Origin of the sequence: Mucilaginibacter sp. R-33 (assembly GCF_049949235.1) — a bacterium.
Taxonomy (GTDB): domain Bacteria; phylum Bacteroidota; class Bacteroidia; order Sphingobacteriales; family Sphingobacteriaceae; genus Mucilaginibacter.
The window spans coordinates 3,158,606-3,183,068 of record NZ_CP188089.1 but is presented as its reverse complement, the minus strand read 5'-3'; the positions used below and the strand labels follow the sequence as shown (position 1 = coordinate 3,183,068).

The 24,463-nt window shown below is 44.0% G+C and carries 14 protein-coding genes; 5 read left to right on the top strand and 9 right to left on the bottom strand.

Features of this window, described 5'->3' with window-relative positions; genetic code table 11:
• The first annotated feature begins 113 nt into the window (after positions 1-113).
• The 5 genes from ACP26M_RS13275 to ACP26M_RS13255 all read left to right on the top strand — a co-directional run bounded on the left by ACP26M_RS13275 (position 114) and on the right by ACP26M_RS13255 (position 5,911).
• Complete coding sequence (locus ACP26M_RS13275) at positions 114-3,077, top strand: ligand-binding sensor domain-containing protein (RefSeq protein WP_426589535.1); 2,964 nt, start codon at positions 114-116, stop codon at positions 3,075-3,077.
• Between the two features lie 2 nt (positions 3,078-3,079).
• The gene (locus ACP26M_RS13270) at positions 3,080-3,706 is read left to right on the top strand and encodes a response regulator (RefSeq protein ID WP_176623533.1); all 627 of its coding nucleotides are present in this window, start codon (positions 3,080-3,082) and stop codon (positions 3,704-3,706) included.
• Positions 3,707-4,165: 459 nt separating this feature from the next.
• A complete protein-coding gene (locus ACP26M_RS13265) occupies positions 4,166-4,531 on the top strand; it encodes a VOC family protein (protein ID WP_354481563.1) in 366 nt (121 codons plus the stop codon).
• Between the two features lie 12 nt (positions 4,532-4,543).
• Complete coding sequence (locus ACP26M_RS13260; protein ID WP_354481566.1) at positions 4,544-5,410, top strand: helix-turn-helix transcriptional regulator; 867 nt, start codon at positions 4,544-4,546, stop codon at positions 5,408-5,410.
• Between the two features lie 327 nt (positions 5,411-5,737).
• Positions 5,738-5,911: a hypothetical protein gene (locus ACP26M_RS13255; protein WP_426589532.1), complete on the top strand. Its 174-nt coding sequence runs from the start codon at positions 5,738-5,740 to the stop codon at positions 5,909-5,911.
• 80 nt (positions 5,912-5,991) lie between these two features.
• Here the strand turns inward: ACP26M_RS13255 and ACP26M_RS13250 are convergent, their stop codons facing one another.
• The 9 genes from ACP26M_RS13250 to ACP26M_RS13210 form a co-directional block, all read right to left on the bottom strand.
• The gene (locus tag ACP26M_RS13250; protein ID WP_426589530.1) at positions 5,992-8,055 is read right to left on the bottom strand and encodes an alpha-galactosidase; all 2,064 of its coding nucleotides are present in this window, start codon (positions 8,053-8,055) and stop codon (positions 5,992-5,994) included.
• A 90-nt stretch (positions 8,056-8,145) separates the two neighbouring features.
• Positions 8,146-10,485 (bottom strand): glycoside hydrolase family 95 protein, encoded by a 2,340-nt coding sequence (locus ACP26M_RS13245; protein WP_426589528.1) that lies wholly within the window; start codon positions 10,483-10,485, stop codon positions 8,146-8,148.
• A gap of 54 nt (positions 10,486-10,539) precedes the next feature.
• Entirely contained in the window at positions 10,540-12,879 is a 2,340-nt protein-coding gene (locus ACP26M_RS13240) for a glycoside hydrolase family 95 protein (protein WP_426589526.1), read from the bottom strand.
• Between the two features lie 31 nt (positions 12,880-12,910).
• On the bottom strand, positions 12,911-14,218 hold the full coding sequence (locus ACP26M_RS13235) for an alpha-L-fucosidase (protein WP_426589524.1): 1,308 nt from the start codon (positions 14,216-14,218) through the stop codon (positions 12,911-12,913).
• Between the two features lie 95 nt (positions 14,219-14,313).
• Positions 14,314-15,543, bottom strand: a complete 1,230-nt coding sequence (locus tag ACP26M_RS13230; RefSeq protein WP_426589522.1) for a DUF4998 domain-containing protein — start codon at positions 15,541-15,543, stop codon at positions 14,314-14,316.
• A gap of 27 nt (positions 15,544-15,570) precedes the next feature.
• Positions 15,571-16,809: a DUF5000 domain-containing lipoprotein gene (locus ACP26M_RS13225; protein ID WP_426589520.1), complete on the bottom strand. Its 1,239-nt coding sequence runs from the start codon at positions 16,807-16,809 to the stop codon at positions 15,571-15,573.
• A gap of 48 nt (positions 16,810-16,857) precedes the next feature.
• Entirely contained in the window at positions 16,858-18,768 is a 1,911-nt protein-coding gene (locus ACP26M_RS13220; protein ID WP_426589518.1) for a RagB/SusD family nutrient uptake outer membrane protein, read from the bottom strand.
• 25 nt (positions 18,769-18,793) lie between these two features.
• Positions 18,794-22,111 (bottom strand): SusC/RagA family TonB-linked outer membrane protein, encoded by a 3,318-nt coding sequence (locus tag ACP26M_RS13215; protein ID WP_426589516.1) that lies wholly within the window; start codon positions 22,109-22,111, stop codon positions 18,794-18,796.
• A 193-nt stretch (positions 22,112-22,304) separates the two neighbouring features.
• Positions 22,305-24,293, bottom strand: coding sequence for a GDSL-type esterase/lipase family protein (locus ACP26M_RS13210; RefSeq protein WP_426589514.1), 1,989 nt, complete (start codon positions 24,291-24,293; stop codon positions 22,305-22,307).
• Between the last annotated feature and the right edge of the window lie 170 nt (positions 24,294-24,463).

Genomic DNA, 24,463 nt, shown 5'->3' with positions numbered 1-24,463 from the left:
CCTTAACTGATAATAATTAATCACCCTATTGGGGTGATTTTTTTTATTTTAATTAGCTTTAATTTAACTTTTTAATTGTACCCCCATACAGGTAATTTAAATTACGTTTTTAATTGAATAAGCTATCGCGTTTCCCCGTTTTTCTGGTTTTGTGTTCCCTGGCAGGCATGCTGTTGTTTACAGGCCGGGCCCATGCACAGAAATACATTTTTGCGCACTATGATATTGAGGATGGGCTCATCCAGTCGCAAATAAACAAGCTATCCATGGATACCGACCATCGCCTTTGGATAGGTACCTTTGGCGGGGCCTGCCGTTTTGATGGTAAAGACTTTACCGCATATACCCGCTTAACCGGTTTGCCGGATAACTATGTTGCAACCATTTTTTCGGATAAAGGGGGCTGTACCTGGTTTGGTACCATGAACGGGCTTGCAAGGCTTTACAAGGGCCGGATTATAAGGTATAAACCAGATATCCCGCTGAAGCGTTATTTTGTAGGTAGTATAACTCAGGATGGAGAGGGAACTATCTGGGTAACATCGGCGGGTGCACTATTCAGGATTAAAAATGATAAGATGCAGCATGTGCCTGTGAGTGATGATCCTGACATTTTTGTTACCAGTTTGGCCGTCAACAGCGCCGGCACCCTTTACGCCGCTGTTTATAAAAAAGGCATTTATCGCCTGAAAGGGCAAAAATGGGAACATGCAATAGACATAGGCCCGCGGTATGAAGAGCAGGTTGTTAAACGTATTTTTTTCGATCGTTTTGATAAAAACAAAACATATCTTTTAACACGCTCAAGCTTGTTATGCGCAAAGGATAGGGTTGCTAAGCCGCTGGATCAAAGAAACGTTACCGGGAAATTAAAAGGCCAGCTTTTATGTATTGAGCAGGATGCCGATGCCAACATTTGGCTGGGTACTGATAATGGTGCCTATTGCATTATGGACGACGATGAGGTGATCCACTATAACTCGTCAAACGGACTTACCGATAACTCTGTCCCTGATATTTATTTTGATGCAGATAAAAACCTGTGGCTGGGGAGCCTTGGCAATGGCCTTTACCGCTGCGAAGGCGATAGATATACCGTTTTTGACCGTACACAGGGTGTCCCCGAATCAAAGATAATAATGTCGGTGACCGAAGACTGGAACAAAAATGTTTTAATGGGGATAGATGGAGCCGGCCTTTTGCGATATGACGGGAAAAAAACCAGCGAAGTGCCTGTACCAACCGGTTCGCCATATTTAAAAGGGGTGCAGAGTTTATATACGGATAAAAACGGCACTGTTTGGATTGGTACCGGGCAAACCGGTTTATGGCAGTATGATAAAAAGGGTTTCAGACAGGTAAAAAACAGTTCATCTTTTGCCTGTAATTTTATTACTGCCGATGACAGTGGTATTATATGGCTGGGCACGTCAATGGGCTGTTTCTATTACCAAAACGGCGAGCTGAAACAATTGGAAGGTATTCCCCCTTATTCGTCCGCAATGCTTAGCCTGGGGCGCGATTCTCTTTTGATAGGCACCCAAAACGGCGTTATGCTGGCCGTAAATAAAAAAATAGTTCCAGGGTTTAAACTTAAATCATTTCCGGCTACTGCGGTTTACAGCATGATCCGATATCGCGACTTGCTGCTGGTTGGTACAGATGATAGCGGTTTATACACCTGGGATATGACAACCGGGGCGGTAAATATTTATAATGTTGATGACGGGCTCAAAGCCAATAGTATTTACAGCCTTGCTGCTGATGAACGCGGCCGGCTTTGGATGGGTACCGGTAGGGGAATTAACCGGATGCAATACGACCCTGCAAAGAAAACTTTTTGGGTAATTGATAACATAGGCTCAAAAGAACCGGTGGTAGAGGCCAACCAGAATGCCATTATGCACCGCGGACACGAAATTTGGATCAGTACCACCAAGGCTGTTATGGTGTATAATACCATGACAAAAATGGTTCCCTCGCCACCGCCGCATGTGTTCATTAAATCGGTACAGATGATGAAGGAGGATGGCGAAAAACGCTCTTCTATCGACCTTAATGACTGGGCTGAGCTTAAACATAATCAAAATCATTTGTCGATATCTTTTCTTGGTGTTTACCTCAAAAATCCTGACGCGGTATCTTACCAGTATAAGCTCGTTGGGCTGGATAGTGCTTTTAGCTCGCCCACGCGCAACAATGTGGTCAATTATCCTTCGCTGCCGCCCGGTACATATACTTTCAAGGTAAAAGCCATAAGCCCCGACGGGCAGGTATCGCCGAAGATGGCCAGTTTCAGTTTTGTGATCATTCCGCCTTTTTATCAAACTTTTACCTTCAGGTTATTAGCCATTATATTTTTAGTTCTGCTGGGTTTCGGGGTGCAAAATTTAGTTCATCAGCGTAAAATAAAACGTCAAAAGGCAATTGAAGCCATGAAGCGGGAAGAAAAATTAAAGATCCGCCAGCAAACAGCCGAAGATTTTCATGACGATCTGGGTAACAAATTAACCCGGATCACCGTCTTATCAGAAATACTGAATGCCAAAATAGATAGAGAGCAAGCGGATCAGCGCGGAATCGTGGATCAGATCAAGCAAAACGCGGCATCACTATACAACGGTACAAAGGATATCCTGTGGGCACTTGATCCTAAAAGCGATAATCTGTATGAAACCCTGAACCACATCCGCGAGATAGGGATAGAGGTTTTTCATGATGTACAGGTTGATTTTGAGTTTGCTGCCGTTGATGAAGATATCCAGCTGGTAAAACTGCCTATGGAATACAGCCGTAACATCACCATGATATTTAAGGAACTGTTAAATAACATCCTTAAACATGCCGATGCCGGACAGGTAGTTTTTGAGCTTGATCAGAGCGATAAAAATGCGATAGCACTCCGGGTTACCGATAATGGTAAGGGGTTTGATAGCAGTGCCACCCATCGCGGCCGGGGGATCAACAACATTAATGCCCGCGCAAAACGGATCAATGCATCACTGCTCATTAATTCGGAAGCAGGCAAAGGCACATCAGTAACATTAAAGTTTAGTAAAAATCAGTTAAGCAATTAAGCATGGCCCGTAACATTAAGGTAAGTATTATTGAGGATGATGAAACCCTGCGCGATGGCTATGCCTTTTTAATTGGTGCTACCGAGGGCTATGATGTGATAAGTACCTATTGTTCATATGATGAAGCTGCTAAAAAAATAGCTGCGGATAAACCCGATGTAATATTGCTTGATATAGAGCTGCCCGGTGTTAACGGTATTGATGCAATCCCTAAATTAAAAAAACTGCTGCCCAATTGCTATATCCTGATCCTTACTGTTTATGAGTCGGAAAAGCAAATCTTTAACGCGCTGGCAAATGGCGCTTCGGGATACCTTACTAAAAACACCCCTTCAGCCAAAATCATCGAATCGATAAAAGAAGTGCGGGAAGGTGGGGGGCCTATGAGCATAAACATCGCGCGCCTGGTAATTCGCTCGTTCCAAAAAAATCAGGAATCTCCGTTATCTAAACGTGAAACCCAGATCCTGGAGCTGATAGGCGAAGGCAAAAGCCGCGGCCAGATAGCTAATGAATTGTTTATTGACCTGGAAACCGTTCGGAGCCACATCAAAAACATCTACCTAAAACTCGATGTAAACTCGCGTGCCGATGCTATTAAGCTGGCAAGGCAGAATAAGCTGATATAGGCTTAGAGGCTGTTAAAAACGATAGTTCTTAAATGTAGAGACGCATAATTGCGTCTCCCGCCTGCAATTTACGGTACCTGATAAACTTTTGAAATTGGCTTGTTCTCCGGGAGACGCAATTATGCGTCTCTACAAAAATATTTCCTTTCATTTTTACAACCTCTTAGAGGCGTTCGTGAGGACACGAACGCAGGGATGATTAATTATTTTCCTCCCCGATCTGTGTCCTTTCGAATCATCGCTATAAAATAACTGCCAATAACCCAAACCCTACTAATTCACAAATCCCCCAAATAGGGGGATACTATCCCCCTGCAGGTAAAGTACCTTTGATATGTTAAGTAGTTTTAACTGACCGGCTACTGTAAACCCGCTTCAAAAATTATCCTGTTTGCTGCCCCTGGCCAACAGGTTGGTTTCCATCATTACAATCTGGTTTCTGTTAATAGCTACTGTAAAATGAAATTGAAATATATACCTGTGTATACAGCTGACTTTGAGGGTCAAATTGATTTTTATACTCAAAAATTAGGCTTCAAAGTAACAGGCACAATGACATTTTACGAGGGCAGGGAAAGCACGGTGATCCAGTCGGATAAATTAAATGTGGCGCTGCTTGTAACTAATAATGACGGCAACAGTGATAAGAGTAATATTATCATTAATACTACCGACTGTTTGAGCGATTATCATGTCCTCCGTACTGCTGGCGTATTTTTTTGCAAATCGCCTGCATATTTACCGGCCGGACTGGCAGCCGAATTTTTAGACCCGGCGGGGAACAAATTTATGTTACTGGAAGAAAGAAATTATAACGAACAATAAAATCATATCACAATGGACTATTCAAAAGTATTACGCAACAACAACAAGATTGTAAGTCGCACCGGCGGCCAGAGGCAGGGGCCGCAGTATACTTCAGATTTAAGCCTTCGCTTTGTATTAAGCGGTAATGAACGTTATGATATTGGCCGCAGACATTTGTCCATATATCCCGATTCGTTCCTGATCCTGAACAGGGGTACACAATATTCAACCGATACCGATCTTGGCCAGCAGGTACAATCATTTGCCATCAATTTTGATCAGCAGTTTTTGCAGGATTTTAAAGATTGCTGGACCTTTGACAATGACACTTTGTTAAGTAAAGGCTACGGTAACGGTAAATTACAGCCGGAGTTTAATGAAACCATATATCCGTTTGCCGGCGATATCAAGTACAATGTATGTCACCTGAAACAACACCTGGATAATGGAATGCAGGATGAAATGCTGATCAACGAATACCTGCACCATACGCTCATTAATTATTTTCATATTTATAATGATGAGATCTGCAAAAAAGCCGAAAAGCTCGATTTTTTAAACCAGGGTACCAGGGTTGAGATCCTGCGCCGCCTTAATTTGGCTAAGGAGTACCTGTACAGTAATTATAATCAGAATATTAGCCTTGAAGACCTTGCTGAACATGCCTGCCTTTCGGTTAACCATTTGCTGCGCACATTTAAGCAGGCCTTTGGTTTAACGCCGCACCAGTTTTTAATTCAATTGCGTTTAAAACGGTCATTAATGTTGTTAAAGGATACCCGTTATCCTGTAAATGAAGTAGTTGGTATGGTAGGTTTTGAATGCCCAAGTTCGTTCATCAGGTTATTCCGCACGCATTATAAGATAACACCATTAAAATACAGACAATCAGCATGATAAGAGTTTTCTTTTTGTGTTAAGATGGTGCTTTTCACACATGTGCCACGTATTTAACACACTATGTTTGCAGTACCAGATAGTTTTTTGTTAAGGATATTTGGTCAGTTAATAGTTAATGAAAAAGTCAGTAACGCGAGGTCACTGACTTTTTGTTTTTGAGGGGAGGATGATTACTTTACCGCTTCATTGCCAATAACGGTTGTTACGGTAACTATCTGTTTACGAGCTGAATCCTTTGTTTAAAAGTATGCGAAAATCAACATTTGGCTAATTAACTGTAACATTCGCAAAAAAAGATCGTCTTTTATGTTAAAACCTACTGCTATGAAATTTTTTACCATACTGGCCGTTACCGGCGGATTGTTTTTTACTTCGCTCCAGATAGAAAAGACTAACGTTGCGGGCGTTAAACACAAAAACAAATGCTGTGTAAGCGCAAAAAAATCAAAATGCCCGCTTGCATGCAAACGGGCAAAATCAGCTAAGCTAAACAGTTGAAAACGATACAGGGTTTCATCCCCTCAAAAGGCGTCCGGCGATTAAAGGGGAATCTGTTGCCGGCGCCTTTGCAGTGTTTATTAGTTCAATTCAAATTTTAATAATTCAGCATCTCCTGCTTTTACCAAAACGCTTTTTGTGTTTACGTTAGTGCCTTGCAGTAACGATTTCGCATTTGCTGCTTTTCCGGCCTCCATACCAATCCTTTTCGGGTCGATAGTATACACTTTATCAGTTTCACTATAGTTAAACAGTGCCAGGTAAAAGCTGTTGCCAATTTTTTGCGTGAACTGCTCGGTTGTATCTGTCTCGGTGTTACCTTCAACCGGTCTGAAAGCCTTTCCATTTTGCACAATCTTTAAGACCTCAAGATTTTGATACATAGCTTTTGCTCTGTCACCCCATTGGCCATGGGCAGAGAAATCATCGCCGGTTATAAACGTTCCCGTAATAACTGCCGAGAGCATCCTTGCCCTGTTAGCGCCTTCGCTTTCGGTTGAAAGTACAACATGGTCGGCATCAATGTAATTGTACAGGTAAGTTTGCCACCAGCCGTAATTTACGCTGTTTAACGTATAACGGGTGTCCTTTATCGTTTTAAAGGCATCGCATGCAATACGCCTCATGTGTGCGTAACGCCCGGTTGCCAGGCTGGGAGAAATGGCAGCGTAAACCAGCATCTGATCACCCAACTGATCAATCAAGTGTTCCATCCCCCTTTTATACGCCTGCATACCGGTGGTGATTTTAGGGTCATAAAAATGGCTTGATTCGGCCGCCGCATGACCCAGAAAGTCGATCTTGATCATTTTAAAACCACAGGCTTTTAATTTACCAATTACATAGTCAATATGTTGCAGGGTACCCGGATGGGTTGGGTCTGTTGCGCGGGCACCGTCAATATCGTGGTAGCCGTCACCAACCTTAGTCCAGGTTTCGCCGTAGGTGTAGTTGCTGCCTAAAACTTTGCGGTCGGGGCCGCCTTTCCAGCCCCAGTCGGTAAACGGTGCCCAGTAAACGCCGGGCTGCAGGCTTTTTGATTTACAGTAATCCGCAAATGATTTCAGCTTACCAAAATCACCTTCCCAGCCCCCACTGATCATATTATCCCAAAACGAATCGAGATCAATAAACGCCGTATTACCATTGCGGAATGCAGGGATGCTGTCGGCAAAAAAGTTAGCTACTTTGATAGCTTTATCGTAATTGAGTTTTTCCTGCATAACGCCCCAACTGTTCCAGCCAACAGGGGTGGGCTTTGTCCAGTTAAAAATGTAAGGTGGTTCAGCAATACGGTTGGCTTTACCAAATTCATCCATACCGGTGCGCCAATCAGCAAACCAGCCAACAAACACTTTGGGCGATTTAACGGTATCACCGTTGATATAACCATGTGCTATCTTGTCGCGGTTTACGGCCTCTTCGGTATAACCGCCCCATATCTCAAAGGTATTGGCGCTGTCTTTTTTGGCGATGGTACGCACGCCGGTTTTCCAGATTTCGTGTTCCACAGATCCAAACACTAAACCGTTACGGCTGCTGTTATCAAAAACAGTACCTACTTCGGCGCTGGTATTGGTAAGCGGCGCTTTAAACGCTTTTGAATTATAACTGATAAAGGTATCGTTATCAAAAGGTACAAATAACGAACGGGTATCGCCGGGTATTGTCGCCATATTTCCGGCTATTGGCTCCATATAATTTGTTTTCAGGTTTTTGCCTTCAATATAAAGTTGAACAAAAAAATAGCCTTTATGCGATGGGTAGGTATAAAACACCTGTACCATGTTTGGCAAATTATTGTCGGTTAGTGTAAAGGTATGTTTAACACCCTTGCCAAAGTCATCAGTTATCTGGTTTTTGTTATAAGTGATATGTTTATAATCCCTTGAGATAATGAACTTTCCGTTGATATAGGCTTTACTATAGCAATTGTTAAGTACAGTTTTACCGTTTTCGGTAACAGAAAAGGTGCCGTTTTTTTGATCATAACAGATGATGCCGGCGGGGCTATATGAAAACGATATGCCGCCTTGTTGAGACGTCTGAATAGTGGCCGATGCCGAAACAATTGCCGGTTGCCAAACGCAAAGCAAGCCGGACAATTGCACAGCAATTATAAAACGGTTAAGAAACTTTCGCATGAATTTTGGGTTATTAAATGTATAAGTTCCATTTTATTTATTTGCGTTATGTTTTTTTGAATCATAACGTTTTCTTTACAACTGGTGCTGTTACGCTTTTTGGGCCATTACTTCTTTTACCATACCGTTTATCTTCATTTTAACCTTTCGGGGTTGGGTGGAAGTAATGCGGTAATTGGTGATTTTGCCATTCTGCCATTTAAAATCAACAGTGAAATTGCCTCTTGCCTTTAAGCCTCTAACCTCGCCTTTTTGTTTCCAATTAGTGGGTACAGATGGTAGCAGCTCAATAAAACCTGCATGACTTTGGATCAGCATTTCGGCCAATGCTGCCGTGGCTCCGAAATTACCATCGATTTGGAATGGAGGCCCAGCAGAAAGCATGTTGGGATAAATACCGCCGCCATCGCCATAATTTATATTGGTGGCAAGGGTAGGATGGATGAGGTCGGTGAATAGTTTGTAAGCACGTTCGCCGTCATGCAGCCTTGCCCACCACGCTATTTTGTAAGCAATGGCAAAACTGGGGCCGTCATCGCCCCGGGCTTCCAGCGTTTTTTTGCTTGCTTCAGCAAGCGCAGGGGTAGCTTCGGGTGTAATAAGCGACGCCGGGTACAGGCCATACAAATGCGAAATGCAGCGGTGATGCGGTTCTATTTCGGCATAATCCTCCAGCCATTCCTGAATCCTGCCATCTTTGGCAATAATACCTGGAGGCGGCAGTTTTTTAAGTTTTTCCTGCAGTATTTTGCAGAAGGCGGCATCTTTTCCCAGCACCTTACCTGCTGCGATCACATTGTTGAACAACTCGCGGATGATTTGGTTATCGATAGTCGGTCCCATGCAGATACTAGCATGTCTGCCGCTTCCATCAGGTATTAAAAATCCGTTTTCGGGCGATGACGATGGCGAAGTTACCAGCCAGCCCGTTTTAGGATCATTGATGAGTATGCTGCTATAAAACAATGCCGAGCCTTTCAGTACCGGATAAATATCGCCCAGGTATTTTTTATCGTTTGTGAAATCATAATGCTGCCAAAGATTATCGCATAGCCAGCCCGAGCCAACTTTGCAAATGCCCCATGAAGCCGCTTCGCCGGGTTCTGTCCATCCCCAAATATTGGTTATTACGTGGGCAACCCAGCCATCGGCATTGTAATAGGCTTTGGCTGTTTTTTCGCCGTTTTTTACCATACCTTTTACCAGTTCGGCAAGGGGTAGGTTTAATTCGGACAGGTTGGACACTTCAACCGGCCAATGGTTCATTTGAACATTGATGTCAAGGTGGTAGTCTCCAGTCCATGGTGTTACTATCTGGTTAGCCCAAAGGCCTTGCAGGTTAGGTGGTAACAAGCCAATCCGGGTACTGCAAATGCTCAGGTAACGGCCAAACTGATAGTACAAAACAGGCAAGGCATTATCAGCCTTCGGCGTTTTGTGAAAGTTAGCTAATCGAAGATCTGTTGGAATGGTATCCCTGTAGTTGCCGCCTAAATTGACGGTAACCCGGTTAAATAATTTTTGATAATTGGAAATATGTTGCTGTTTTTCCTGATTATAAGGCTTTTTCATGGCAGCAATCAGTGTACTGCTTACTTTTTGATCATAGTTAAGCTGTTTGTAATCGGTACCTGCCGAAATATAAATAATAGCTTCAGTAGCATTTTTAATCACCAGTGAATTTGAAGTAACGCTTTGGCTGCCGCCTTTTAAACTGGCTTTTACCTTTGCTACGTAACGCATACCTTTACCATCGATACCATTATCCAATTGCCCGAACATTTCAAGCTGGTTGTTTTGTGAGGTAGTGGTGAAACGTTCCGGCCTATCCATAGTGAGGCTTAGGTTCAGCTTGCCGGGTTTATCAGCGCTGAGTTTAATGATGCTGATATCATCGCCAAAACTGGTAAAATATTCGCGCCTATAGGTAACGCCATCAACTACATAACTGCATTTAGCTACGGCAGTGTTTACTGAAAGCTCCCGGTGATAGTTAGTGTACTTTATATCTTTTGGATCGGCTGCGGCATAGTCAAATGCTATGTTCAGGTTACCCATGGTTTGGTAGCAGCCATAACTTACCCCTGCAGACCCCGGGCCTTTACAAATGAAATCTTTATCAATGATTTCCTGAGCATCTGCGTTTTTACCGGCGAGCAGCAGGGCCCGAATCTGGGGAAGCTTTTTATAGGCCTCGTAATTATTAGCATCTTGCGGTGCGCCCGACCACAACGTGATATCATTAAGGGTGATGGTTTCCTTTTTAACGCCACCATCGGGCATCATACCCAATCTGCCGTTACCTAAGGGAAGGGTTTCTTCCCACTGGTCAGCAGGGCGGTTAAACCAGATTCTTAACGGCTGCGATTGTGCAAAGCACAGACCAGGCAAGCAGACAATTGTAATGTTTAGCAGAAACTTTTTAAACATGGAATACTCTTTGACTGTAGTTGGAAATTCTCCTCTTGAGAATGTTTTTGTTGATTAAATTCTGGTCGCCAGAATATTTTTAACCTCGCCGTTAACTTTTACTTTAACCATACGAGGAGTAGATGAAGTTATTTTGTAGGCAGTTACTTTACCGTCTTTCCATTTCATATCAACGGTGAAATTACCGCGGGCTTTAAGGCCTTTAACCTCGCCCTGCGCTTTCCATGCATCAGGGATAGATGGGATAAAATCAATAAACCCGGCATGGCTCTGGATCAGCATTTCGGCAATACCTGCTGTTGCGCCAAAGTTACCGTCAATCTGAAATGGCGGGCCCGCCGATAACAGATTAGGATATACACCGCCGCCTGCACCGTAATTAATATCGGTTTTGATGGTAGGTTTCATCAGTTCCTTAAACAGTTTGTAAGTGCGGTTACCATCATGCAGACGTGCCCACCACAATATTTTGTAGGCGATAGACCAGCTTGGGCCGTCGTCGCCACGTACTTCTAAAGTTTTTTTAGCGGCTTCGGCAAGTGCGGGTGTAGCTTCCGGTGTAATCTGAGATGCCGGAAATAAACCATACAGGTGTGATACGTGGCGATGCTGCGGTTCGGTTTCTTTATAATCCTCCAGCCATTCCTGGATGCGCCCATCCTTAGATATAACACCCGGCGGCGGGAGCTTTTTCACTTTAGCAGCCAGTGTTTTGCTGAATGCCTCGTCTTTACCCAGTACTTTACTTGCAGTAATTACATTGTTGAACAACTGGCGGATGATCTGATTATCGATAGTAGGGCCTAAGCAGATGCTGGCATGTGTGCCATCGGGCAGACAAAAACTATTTTCGGGCGATGATGAAGGTGAGGTGACCAACCAACCTGTTTTGGCATCACTGATCAGCATACTGTTGTAAAATTGGGCGGCACCTTTCAGTATCGGATAAATTTGTTTCAGGTAATTTTTATCGCCTGTAAAATCATAATGTTGCCACAGGTTATCGCAAAGCCAGCCCGAACCTACCTTACAAATGCCCCATGATGCACTTTCGCCAGGCTCGGTAAAGCCCCAGGGGTTGGTAATTACGTGTGCTACCCAGCCATCGGCGTTGTAATAAGCTTTGGCTGTTTTTTCGCCATGTGGCACCATCCCTTTAACCAGGTCGGCAAGGGGCAGGTTCAGTTCTGACAGGTTAGAAACTTCAACCGGCCATTGGTTCATTTCAATATTAATATCCAGGTGATAATCGCCGTTCCACGGGGTGTGCACTTCGTTAGCCCATAAACCTTGCAGGTTGGGTGGCAACAGGCCTACACGGGTGCTGCAGATGCTCAAATAGCGGCCAAACTGGTAAAACAGAACCGGCAGACTTTTATCGGCGTCAGGGTTGTTGCGAAAAGCGATAAGTCGTTGGTCTGTTGTTAATTTTTCGGCTTTTGAAGTGCCAAGATCAATGTTCACCCTGTTAAATAGCTTTTGAAAGTTGGCTATGTGCTGCTGTTTTTCTGAAGCATAAGGGTTTTTCATAGCGGCCTTTAGTGCGCCGTCCATTTTGCTGAGATATTGCGGATTCTTAAAATCTGTACCCGCCGATATATAAATGATCACCTCGGTTGCGTCTTTAATAACCAGCGAAGTAGGGGTGCTGCTTAATGAACCGCCGGTTAGTTGCGCCTTTACCCTTGCTTTGTAAGCTACGCCTTTGCCGTCGGTACCATTATCCAACTGGCCGATAAGATCAAGCTCGTTACCTGCTGTACTGGTAGCCCCACGTTCCGGGCGACTGATATTAATGCTCAGGTTAAGCATTCCCGGCTTGTCGGCGCTTAGTTTTATCACATCTACATCATTACCAAAACTGGTAAAGTACTCACGTTTGTAAGTGACACCGTTTACCTGGTAAGTAGTTTTGGCAAGCGCGTTATTTAATGATAGCTCGCGCTCGTAGTTATCGTATTTTATGTCTTTGCCCTCAATGCCCTTGTATTGGTAGTTCAGGTTAAGGTCGCCAAGCATCTGGAAGCAACCGAAAGGTACCCCGCCTGATCCTTTTCCCGTGCATACAAATGATTTATCGATAATGGCTTGCGCTTCCACATTTTTACCGGCGGCAAGCAAGCTTCTTATTTCGGGCAGTTTTTTATAAGCTTCGTAGTTATTGGCATCCTGCGACGAACCCGACCACATGGTGATATCATTCAACACTACTTTTTCGGCAGTAACACCGCCATCGGGCATCATCCCTAACCTTCCGTTGCCAAGTGCAACGGTTTCTTCCCAGCGCTGTGCAGGCTGTTTGTACCAAAGTTTTAATTGTTTTGTTTGTGCGTGAGTAAACGTTGTAATACCTGTTATTATTACAGTTATTAGCAGGGGCGTTCTTTTTAGCATGTTTATGTTAATTAGGTTTTCTGTTTTTATTTTATTTACCTGCGGCAATTACAGGGATTTCTTCGGCGTTTTTATTCAATTCCAATACAATCACATTGCTGTTAGCATCGGGTAAGGTTTGCGGCAGGTCAATACTATAGCCTGTCGCATCCAGCTTATAATTTACTTTGGCTCCGCCCAACACGTAGGCATTGGTTATGTTAATGTCAGGCAGGTTAGGCAGTGCAATTTTATTACCTTTTTTCTGAAATATGTGCAAATAGATCTTGTTTCCCTTGCGTGTAACAGCATAGTTATCATTAGGGGCAATGGGCCCGCCTTTCGTGCCATAAATGCTTTCACCGTATTTTTTTAACCATAAGCCCATTTGCTGCAGGGTTTCAACCTGTCGTGCTTCAATGCGGCCATCGGGCATTGGCCCAACGTTAAACAACAGGTTCCCATTACCGGCGGCAGTTTTCACCAGCGTTTGGATACATTCCTGCACTGTTTTCATTTTATCATTAGGTTTCCATGCCCATTGCTGGCAAATGGTGATGCAACTTTCCCATGGTTCGTTCATGTTCAGCTGACCGATGCGCTGTTCGGGCGTAAGGTAATCACCTACCGATTGATCGTTCAGCTTTTCGCTTTCTTTGCCTAAGCGGTTGTTTACGATCACCTTTGGATCAATACTTTTAATGTACGAATAGATCTCCTGCCCGTCGGCATTGGTCCATGGTTTTTCCCAGTAGCCATCAAACCAAAGCAGGTAGGGATGATATTTGGTGATGAGTTCTTTCAACTCATTCTTCATTTGCTTTTTAAAAGCTACCATATCGCCCTTAATATTCTTTGTCGAATCGTAAGGGTTGTGGATAGGATAGTTAGGGTCGTGCCAGTCGAGCACGGTATGATAGATACAAAAAAGTATGCCTTGCTTTTTGCAGGCTGCGGCCAATTCTGCCACCATATCGCGCTTATACGGTGTTTTGCTGATGTTATAATCAGTAAAAGCAGACGGCCATAAAGCAAAGCCGTCATGGTGTTTAGCCGTGATCACCAGGTATTTCATGCCTGCATCCTTAGCTGCTTTTACGATAGCATCGGCATTAAATAAAACCGGGTTAAACTCCTTGTACAGGTTATCATAATTATCCTGCGCTACTTCTTTGTTGCGGCTCCAGCCAATTTCGGTGCCGCGTAAAGTTACCGGGCCGAAGTGTACAAACATGCCGAAGCGTTTGGTCATAAAATCATCCAAAACCGCTTTGGGCGTTTTTACAGATGCAGTTTGCTGAGCAAAGCTGAGTTTGATTACAGAAAACAGGTAAAGGAGAATAATTGCCGGTTTTTTCATTGCGGAATTTTTGGGGTGAACATTATAGAGGTCTTGGTCTTTATACTTTTTAAAATATGACCAGGCCGCCAGGCAGCCCGGTCATTGGGGTGTTATTATAGTAGTGCGTTATTCCAGAAGGTAAGCTCACTCATATTGGTGTAATTGCCTTCGTTGTTTGAGTTGTGTTTGATCCTGATACGGATGTAACGTACCGGCGGCGGATTAGGATCGAAGTTTACCTTTAACGGTGCGCTGCCGTCGTCGGTCCTTTTAACCTCTTTAAGCAGTTTCCAGCCTTTGGCGGTTGCCTCTGCAGTCCAGCCCGCATCATTAGCTTTTAGGGTAGTAGCAGCGTTGGTAATATCCGCTATGCCCCATACTTCAAAATCATCGGGATTATGACAGCAGTTGCGGCCTGTTTCTTCAATGGCTACAAGGCCCTTGTAAACCGCACCCATATCAAAAGTAATAACTACCGGCAACGGGCCATTGCCATCGCTATGGAAAATGTTAGGAAAGCCCTGCGGCCCTGTACTGCCATCCCAGAGTCTGTCGATATCAGTATCTCCTTCATAAGGCTTAGCATCGTTAGGTAGATATACTTTTTTGAAAAGCTTTTTATCGCAAACAGCAACAGAATTAATGGTTGGGAAATCCTCATAGTTAGCTACATAAAAGGCGTCAAGAGCATTTACCGTTGGTTTAAAGGCTGACAGGAACTGGATCTTCGTATCCGCCTTATAGTCTGCAAGGGTAACCGACATGCTATCAGCACTAAGTTTTCCGAAACTTTCTTTCCCGGCTTTGTTAGTGTATTTTATGTTTGTGAACACATTATGAGCGCTGGTATCAACCTTTAAGAAATTAAGTGTGAGCTTTCCATCGGCACTAATTCCATATGGATTGGTAACATTATACCCCCTGTTTGATAAGCCCGATTGGTAAATAGGCCCATAAACTCTCACATTGTTGATATCAAGCGGAATAGAGCGGTTGCCTTTGGAGTCGTAGGAGAAAACAGTGAACGAATAAATGTATTCGTTCAGGTTTGGTATAACAACGGTTAAACTATCCGACGTATTGTGGTTGGTGGAATTGTAAATGATGGAATCAGCCTTATTGTTCCAGTATATCACGTAACGGGTTATGCTGGGATCGGAGCTCGGGTTCCAGGTAAGGGCGGCACGTAAATTTCCGGGGCGGGAGTGGGCATTGGCCACTGTGCCCGGATACTTAACTTCATGACCGTTTAAGTATGATTCAAACTGTGTGTCTTGCTTGTTGCAACCATACAACAGGTATCCAAGCAAACAGAAAGCAGCTATTCTGACAATATTTTTCATGTTCGTTTAATCTAAATGAGTTAATACCTATTGTGGGTTACCATAAATTGAAAGCTCCATCATGTGTGCAAAGTCACCGTTTGACCATGTGTCATGCACCATGAAGCGGAAGTACTTAATAGGTGTTGAACCCGGAGGGATATTAAAGTTAACCCCGGCCGCGACAAAATCAGCATCGGCAGCATTGGTGAAGCCAGGTGTAAGGCCCGATGGCGGGTTTGGATAATGGTAGTTACCGATATTAACCCAGTCGCCAACTACAGTTCCTACAGGAGCATAATCAGGGAGCCTTATATCCTGCGGTGCATTAACGTTGGATCCCCAAATGCTGAAATCTTTAGGGTTACCATGCGCGTAGGCATACTGATTTGGCCTTTCCCATAATACAAAGCGGCTTAACTGTGCCGATACACCCAGGCTAAAGGTAACCTGTATGGGTGCGGGTGCTCCCGGAGCAGTGTGCCAGCCGTTTGAGTAACCGTCGGTTTTGTTATCCCAAAGATATGGTACTTCCCAGCCGTATGCGGTCGGACTGTCGGTAGGGGTTTTATATACGGAGAATTTGCTCTTATCCAATAATGTTTCAAATATTGGGGTGATGTTTACGATGGAAGTATCGGATATATTGCCAAACTTATCCGTTACATATACACCAAATTTTTGCGGTACCGCCGGATATCCTCTGATGGAATAGTTAATGGTATCAACCTTGGTATAATGCTGATCTACAACCTCCAGTGCCTGTGTTGATTTATCAAAGGCCAATAAAATAACACCTATATCTTTTTGATTAGGGTTCATCGCCTTGATGTTTACGCCGCCAAAATCAGACGTGATAGTTAGTGTAGGTTTTATCAGCTTATAAAAAGGAGTATCAGGATGCACCTTAACCACCAGCGGATCAGATTTAACATTGGCCCTGCTTACCGAATAAAGCGTTACCTCGTATTCCTGGCTTTTGGCAAAACCATCAACTGTAACGGTATCTGAGTAATAGCTCGATTTGGTTTGGCGTGTAATTTTATCGTTAATGCGGTACTCGGCCTGCACGTACAGCAGGTTATCTGAGTTTGGCAGATCATAGGTGATATAAGCACCTCCGTTAAAGTTTTTAACTTTTACGTTGGTAACCACGGCAGGCTTGGTCATATCGGTCGAAACCTCCTTAACGTAACCGTCGTTCTTTTTGCATGAATTTAAGCACGCCATAAACAACGCTACTGCAAGCACCAGTGTTGTTATCGTATAATTTTTAATGCGTTTCATAATTCTTATTTATGTTGAATTAATTCATTTTTAAATGGAGGGGGACGCCTACCAGTAGGTGGTTTGTACCAGGTTGTTGTTAACAATCAGGTCATTGTCCTTTATAGGCCAGAAATAATTTTTTAGCCCGAAAACCGGCGTTAACACTGTGTGTGGCCTGTAGTAGTTACCAGCTTCAGACTCATAAATATTCCAACCCTGCAGCGGTACGCTCAATACATTTTGAATTTCTTTCCAGCGGCGAAGGTCCCACCCGCTTTGCGCCTCAAAACATAGTTCAATACGACGCTCACGGTGTATGATATCCCGTAAGCCTTCTTTAGTTGTTGGTTTGCCCGGAGTTTTTGAATAGGCTGACCATGATTCCAACACGCCTTTTAAACCTGCTCTTGCCCTTACTTTATCAATATAGTTGTAGGCGTCGGCAGTTGGGCCGTTCGCTTCGTTCAGGGTTTCGGCATATAAGAGATATAAACCGGCAAGTCTCATCAGCGGCAAGTGAAATTCAATTGGCTGAAAACCATCATCATAAACAGAAAGGTAATTAGCCAGCTTTTTAGGCCAATAGCCGGTGATGTTTAGCGTGTTCAAATCTTTTGGACCTGCCAGTGAACCCGAACCGCGAGCCTCAACATGGTAGGCCTGGTCCTGGTTGTAAATGCCGTTGCCATACCAGATACTACCATCAAAAGCGATATTGGCATAAAAGCGGCTTTCGCGGCCATAGTGCTCATTAATGGTTGTATAACCCTGAGCTATGTAGTATTTATCGGCGTCGCCTGCTGTTTTCAGGGCGAAACGGTTGGCATAATCATAATCTTTATCCTCTGTTAACGGTACGCCGTTAGCAGTATAAAAAAGCTCCTGTGTTGAAATCGGAACAGCGAATGTTGAGGGGTTTGAGAATATATTGACCGCCGATTTTGGCGTTAACCTTGGCGTTGCATAGCCCTGGCATGGGAACGTTGGATTTAAGGCCCAGATCAGTTCGGGGTTTACATCCCATTTTTCGGTAACGGCGTTTTGGATGGTCAATTCATTACGCAACTGATCTGACAGGGACCCCACCGTTGGAGGCGATACAAATGTGTATAATTTAAGGCCGTTAGCTTCGCAGGCATCAATGGCCGCTTTACAGGCGTCAGCGGCACGCTTCCATTTCTGCGGGTCGACGGTGCTGGAAAACAGCGCCTGGCCGTCTTTATTTTTCATGCTGGCATAATCAGGGTTGCCGTTAAATAACGGGCTGGCCTGTGTTGCCAACATTTCGGCTTTAATTGATAAGGCGGTTAATTGGGTAATGCGGCCAAGTTCTTTTGCCTGGTTGGTGATAACCGGCGGCAGATCAGGAATGGCTTCGTCCAGCAACTGGACACAATAATTAAATACCGAATCAACCGGTGAGCGTTTTACCCTTACCTCTTCGGTGCTGGCCGTAATATCGATATTGGTTTTTACCAGCGGTACCGACCCATACAAGCGGCACAGGTAATAATGGTAATATGCTTTAAGGAACTTTACCTCGGCAATCCATCTTGCTTTTTCAGCCGGTGAAAGGTCAACAGGTTTGTCAATGTTTTCAAGCATGATGTTACACCTGCGGATAGAACGGAACAATGCCTGCCCGCCATTTTCACCATCCCACCAGTTTACACCGGGGCTTGCGCTGTTTTGTGTGCCACGGATAAGGCTAAAGCCATTTTCATTAAGCGGGTGGTTGGTGAGGTTGTTGGGATAAATGATCTCCGATGATGTGGTGAAACCTATGTTTGAAGTGGGGTCATAAAACTGCTGTAAGGTTGCGTAGCAGGTAAACAGGTAGTTTTCGGCCTCGTTACGGTTCCTGAATGCGTATTCGAGGGTACCGGTATTATCTGGTGTTACATCAAGATATTTTTTACATGATGCGCCCGAAACCAGAAGCCCTACCAGTAATAAAAGTTTATAATATTGTTTCATAATACTAAGTATTGATCTGTAAAAATTATAGGTTAACGTTTATGCCTAAGTTGAACACCTTTTGTATTGGGTAGGCAAAACCATTACCACCAAGCTCAGGGTCCCAAAGTTTAAAGGCGCTCCAGGTATACAGGTTTAAGCCGTTAAAGTAAATGCGGCATTTGGTTACGTTAAGGCGCTTTAAAATTGATGGCGGCAACGAATAACCTATCTCTACCGATTTAAGTCTCAGGAAACTACCGTCGCGCATCCACCAGGTACTGTTTTGGCGGTTGTTTTCGATCTGGTTCCCGGTTACACCTAACCTTGGATAGGTTGCATATAAATCCTGGTTTTCCTCGCTCCAGTGACTGTCGGCAAAAGCTTTAATTAGCTGGGTATTGCCATATATGTACGGATCGGGGCTTTGAATGAACGGGCTGGTACGGCTGGGGTCAATAAAGAACGATACACGCGCCTGGCCCTGGAAAAAGCAGGAAATGTCAAAGTTTTTAATCCCGGCTGATAAACCGTAGCCATATACAATTTCGGGCACTGTCGGATAGCCGATAAATGTTTGATCGGCGCCATCAATTTTACCATCGCCGTTTAGGTCTCGGTATTTGATATCGCCGCCGCCCGGAGCGATACCATTGGTTGAAAAGATCTGCGAAGGAGAGTTCTTAGCTTCATTATCGTCAACAAATAAACGTTCGGCAATGTAGCCGTACTGCCTGTTTATTTCTTGCCCTTTGTGGTAACGATAAGGTTCTTTATACTGAGGCTCTTCATAGTTGCCATATTTGCTGCTTGCTAAAGTAAAGTTGCCGCGGCCCTGCAGCCAAACATCTTTATTAATAGCCGCCTTATAATCCATTTGCAGGTCGATACCTTTAGTATCTGCCGTGCCAATGTTGGCAGTAACATTAGGAGTTCCATATTGGTTAAGTGCTTCAAGTCCCAATGTAGTAGGGAGCGAACTACGTGTTTGAAGAATATTATAACGGTGATATTTATAAACTTCGGCTACTATATTCAGGTTTTTAAACATAGTAAACTCCAGGCCAAGGTTTAGCTGGCGCGAAGTTTCCCAGGTTACATTAGGATTTTCGTAGTTGTTGATGTAAACACCGTTACGGCTATAACCATTGTAAGTGCCGAACGAAGCAGGGTTTCCGCCATTAAGGTTAACATCCGAAAGGAAAAAGAAACGTTGCGAACCGATAGCGTCATTACCAACCAAACCATAGCTGGCCCTTAACTTCATGCGGGTGACAACATCGTAAAGGCCCTGACCCCAGAATTTTTCGTCAGATACGATCCATGAACCGCCAATGGTAGGGAAGAAACCATACCTGTGATTGGCCGAAAAGCGCTCGGTACCGTTATAACCAAAGTTAAACTCCAGGAAATAACGGCTTTTAAATGAATAAGTAGCACGGCCTGCAAGGGTTAAGTTGCGGTAAGGCAACGAATATTGAAGGGTTGGCCTGTCAAGTACCGGATCTTTAGCTGCTGAATAAACTGTTTGCTGGCGCGTACCAATCAATGATGCGCTCACATTATGATCGCCAAAGGCGTGATTATAATCCAATACACCCTGAAAATAGATGTAGGTATTCAAGTTATCAGTGCTTGGGTCGCGGTAATAGCTCAAATACTCGGTGGCTACGTTATTGCCGGTTGGCTGTGGGTTAAGCCACGTTAAGGTGTACTGGTTAGTAGCTTTATCATAAGTATTCACATTATAGTAAAATGGCGAATACCCCATTTGCGACTGAAAGTATGAATACCTGTTGGTATGAAATAAGCCATGAAAGTTAAGCCCGTCGGTTATGAAATTCAGTTTCTGATTTAACTCTAACTGGGCAGATAACCTTGATTCTGAATAATTTTTATGGCCACGTAGCAATGCAGCATATGGGTTGTTATATGCAATGGCGTTTGATGCTGAGCCTGCGTTGGCAGGTGCTGCGTTACCAAACAGGATGTGCTTAACATTGCGGTTGGCCGAATCGGCAGGGAAATATGCCGGGAACAATACAGGGCTGGTATGCACAGCAACATTATAAAGATCTGTCGAGAATGAAGCGTCGGCTGTAAGGGGCCCGTTATACTCATTGAACGAACCTGCAAGCCTTACAATAAGCTCGGTGCTTTTGCTTAAATTAATATTGATGTTTGAACGCAGCTGGTAATTTTCAAACTTTACGTTGTTGTTATTATTATTGGCAATATCCTGCCTCAGGATGCCATGGTCAACATTATATGAGCCTGATACATAGTAACGGGCTACATCACCGCCGCCGCTTACGCTCATGTCGGCACGCTGCGTAGCTGTGCGTTTTTTGAAAAGCATATCCAGCCAATCGACAGCGGGATAAACATACTTGTTGCTGCCTGCGTCGCCTCGTATGGTGGCTTCTGTATTTAATATTTTATTTTGAGAGAAAGGGAGCGGACTTAACGGATCACGGGTGATGGTAGCTTCGTTAAACAACTTCATGTAGGTGATTGGGTCGGCAAGCTGCAGTGTTTTGGCAGACTGTGATATGGAATTTTCCACACGTGCGTTGATCTTGGCCTTACCAACCTTACCTTCTTTGGTGCTTACCAAAATTACACCGTTGGCACCGCGGGCGCCATAAAGCGCGGTGGCACTCGCGTCTTTCAGGATCGAGAAGCTGGCGATATCATCAACCTGTAAGCGGGCAAGGTCGGTTGTAGAAAGCTCAACATTATCTATCAAAATAAGCGGGTCTTTTTTATAGCCGAAGGTGGTTACCCCGCGGATAAAGAAGCTGGAATTATCCTGCCCGGGCTGGCCGCTTGGCTGAAACGCGATGATCCCCGCCACCTGGCCGGCAAGCGCGTTGGTTAAGTTACTGGCAGGTATTTTCAGGTCGGCGGGTTTAACGGTGGTTACCGAACCTACCACGGCTTCCTTTCGTTCTTTTTTGCCGTAGGCCAATACCACAACCTCATCGAGGCCGCGTTTTGATTCTTTAAGTACAATGTTTACTACCAGTTTGCCGGCCGAAACGGTGAAGGTTTGATCAATAAAAGTTACGTACGATACTTTAAGGATAGTACCGGGCTCGGCATCTATCACAAACTTGCCGTTAATGTCGGTAGTAGTGCCCAGGTTTTTGCGGTTGATAGCCACAATGTTGGCGCCTGCAATTTTACCGCCCAGTGTGTCGGTCACGAGGCCGGTAATGGTTACTTTACTTTGCGCGTGTGTAAATTGCGCCGAGCAAATAAAGCTCAGCAATAATAATACAAAGCAATAAAAACCCGGTGCAGACTTATGAGACCGTCTAAGCTCCCGCCGGGTTTTGATCCGTAGGTAAAATTCTTTCATAAAATTGGTTTGATAATGGTTTTTTGTTTTTGAGATTTGGTTGATGGGTTTATTTGTTTTAAGTGCCATTTAAATGCGCAGATGGTAAAAGGTTTTTCCAGTGGTAAAAGGTTTAATCATTTTTTAAATATGTTAAGTTGACAATTAAAAGTTTTGAGCTGCGTTTACAGCGTATTGCTGTTTTTTAAAAAAATTAATTGGTTAAGAAATAGAGTACCTGGCACGTGTTCCCCTTGCTGTTTTTATTCTTATCGGTGTCAATTTTCAGGCTGAGCGTGTGCTGGCCTTTTTTGAGGTCGGTACTAAAGGTTACATACCAGGGCAGATAAATCCATGAACTGAACTCTGTGTACAAGTCCATCGTTTTCTCGGTGCTTCCGTCAATGCTGTAGTTGATAATACCTGCATCCGGTCCGGATACAATGGCCATCCCAATAGCCGTGCCGGTAAAGGGCAATGTTAATGATGAGCCTGGTTTGGTAGCGATAAGCATCGGTTTGTGTACAAAGCCAGGGCGGGTGCTCAGGTTATTGTTTGGTGCCCAATCGGGGTTGATGGCCCAGCCGTTTAAATTTTTTGCATTTTGAATGCTGTAATAGCGGCCATTGTTGAGGTTAAGCGCGTTAAGCGGTTTGGGTAATGGATTGGCTTTAATAGCAGCAATCTGCTGTTTGTCAAAACATGAATTAAGCAGGCTTTTTATGGTTGCGAAATAAAGCTCCTGCCCGTAAATGGCCGGGTGGAGGTCTTTAAAATCATATTGCCATGAAAATTCCTGGTTATTAAGTTTATCAGTAACTTCTTTGGCCAGGTTAATGGACGGCAAGCCGTAATGTTCTGCAATTAATTCATGATTTTTGATTTGCAGCGGGGTTTTGCCATTGTTGTAATCCCTGATCTTATCCGGATCAACAAATGACATCATGACGATGTCCATCAGCGGATTTGCTTTTTTTGCATGCCTTACGATGCCTTCCAGTGCACGTACCTCGGTAAGGCTGTCCAGTCCGTTCACGTTATCGTTTACTGCGGCTTCAACAAACATCAAATCAACCTTGCCCGAATCAAGTACGTCCCGCTGTAAGCGGAAGGCATGCGGTACACTACCCAACGAGGGAATCCCCGCCTGTATAAAATGAAAACTGGTTAAAGGAAAGCGTTCGATAAGGTAGCGGCTTATCTTTTCGCGCCAACCGGGGTTATAGGTAATTGATCCGCCTAAAAAAGCTACTGTAGCTTTCTTGCCTGCACTGAATACACTGAGACTGTTGGCCAAGCCGCTACGGGTTATAAAGTAATCGGTATATGGCAGCACTTTTTTTACCGGATAACTGTAGCCCATGATCATATCAGCCCAGCGTTCAGGATGTTCAATAGGGAAGTGGTGCCCGTTCAACTCCTGCGGACCGGCAGTTACCGGGTATATCATCATCGGCCCGCCTAACGCGTTATAGCGTTGAGCAAGGATATTGGTGTTTTCGGCATTAGGTACCAACTTGTCGTTTATACCTATGATGTGCATAACGGGTACTTTAAAAGCAGCAAGGCCATCAAGGTTATCAATAGGATTGTCTTTGTAATCAAGCGCTTGTTGTTCGGTAATGTGATACACCTGTTGCAGCTGTTTCCACAAAGCGGCATCGCCCGGGGCACTTAGTTTACCTCCCGGCCAGCTTTGAATATTGCAAACAGGGGCTTCATTATAAATGCAACTAATTTTATCAGGATTGCGTTTGGCCCAGCCATATACATATAAACCGCCACGACTAACGCCTCCAAGGGCAACTTTGGCAGCGAAAGCTTGTTTAGTTGTTAAATACTGATAAAAAGCATCCCAAACCTGCAAAGCATAAGGGCTGCCATATTGATCATTAACATTTACGAAAGCGACATGAAAGCCTTTGGTTAGCAGGATGCTGTCGATATCGGTATGCCAATCAGGAAATGAAGCCCGCCAAACCCATGGATTACCTTCGAGCGCCTTTTCAGGTTTTACATAGTAGGCTTTGTGAGCGCCTATGGTAATATTGACACGTTCAAAACCTTTCCAGCTATCATTAGCTGTATGTTGAATAGTATATAAGGCAGGGGCATTGCCTGTGTCGTCAATTTGTTGGTTTTGAGCTAAGACAGTACCAGCTGTGAACCCCAATAATAGCGTAATTAGTAAAGCTTTAATCATTCAATTTTGGATATAAAAATTCCACTTCAAAAACTTCGTCCTTTTTTTGGATTGTGGTTTTTGATTAAAAATGTTTTGTAAACTTTTAGTAGCTGGTGTTTATAATCAGGGTAAAAATATGGAGGGTATTAACAATAAATTGCACTTAAATTGATTTGTTTCGATACTAT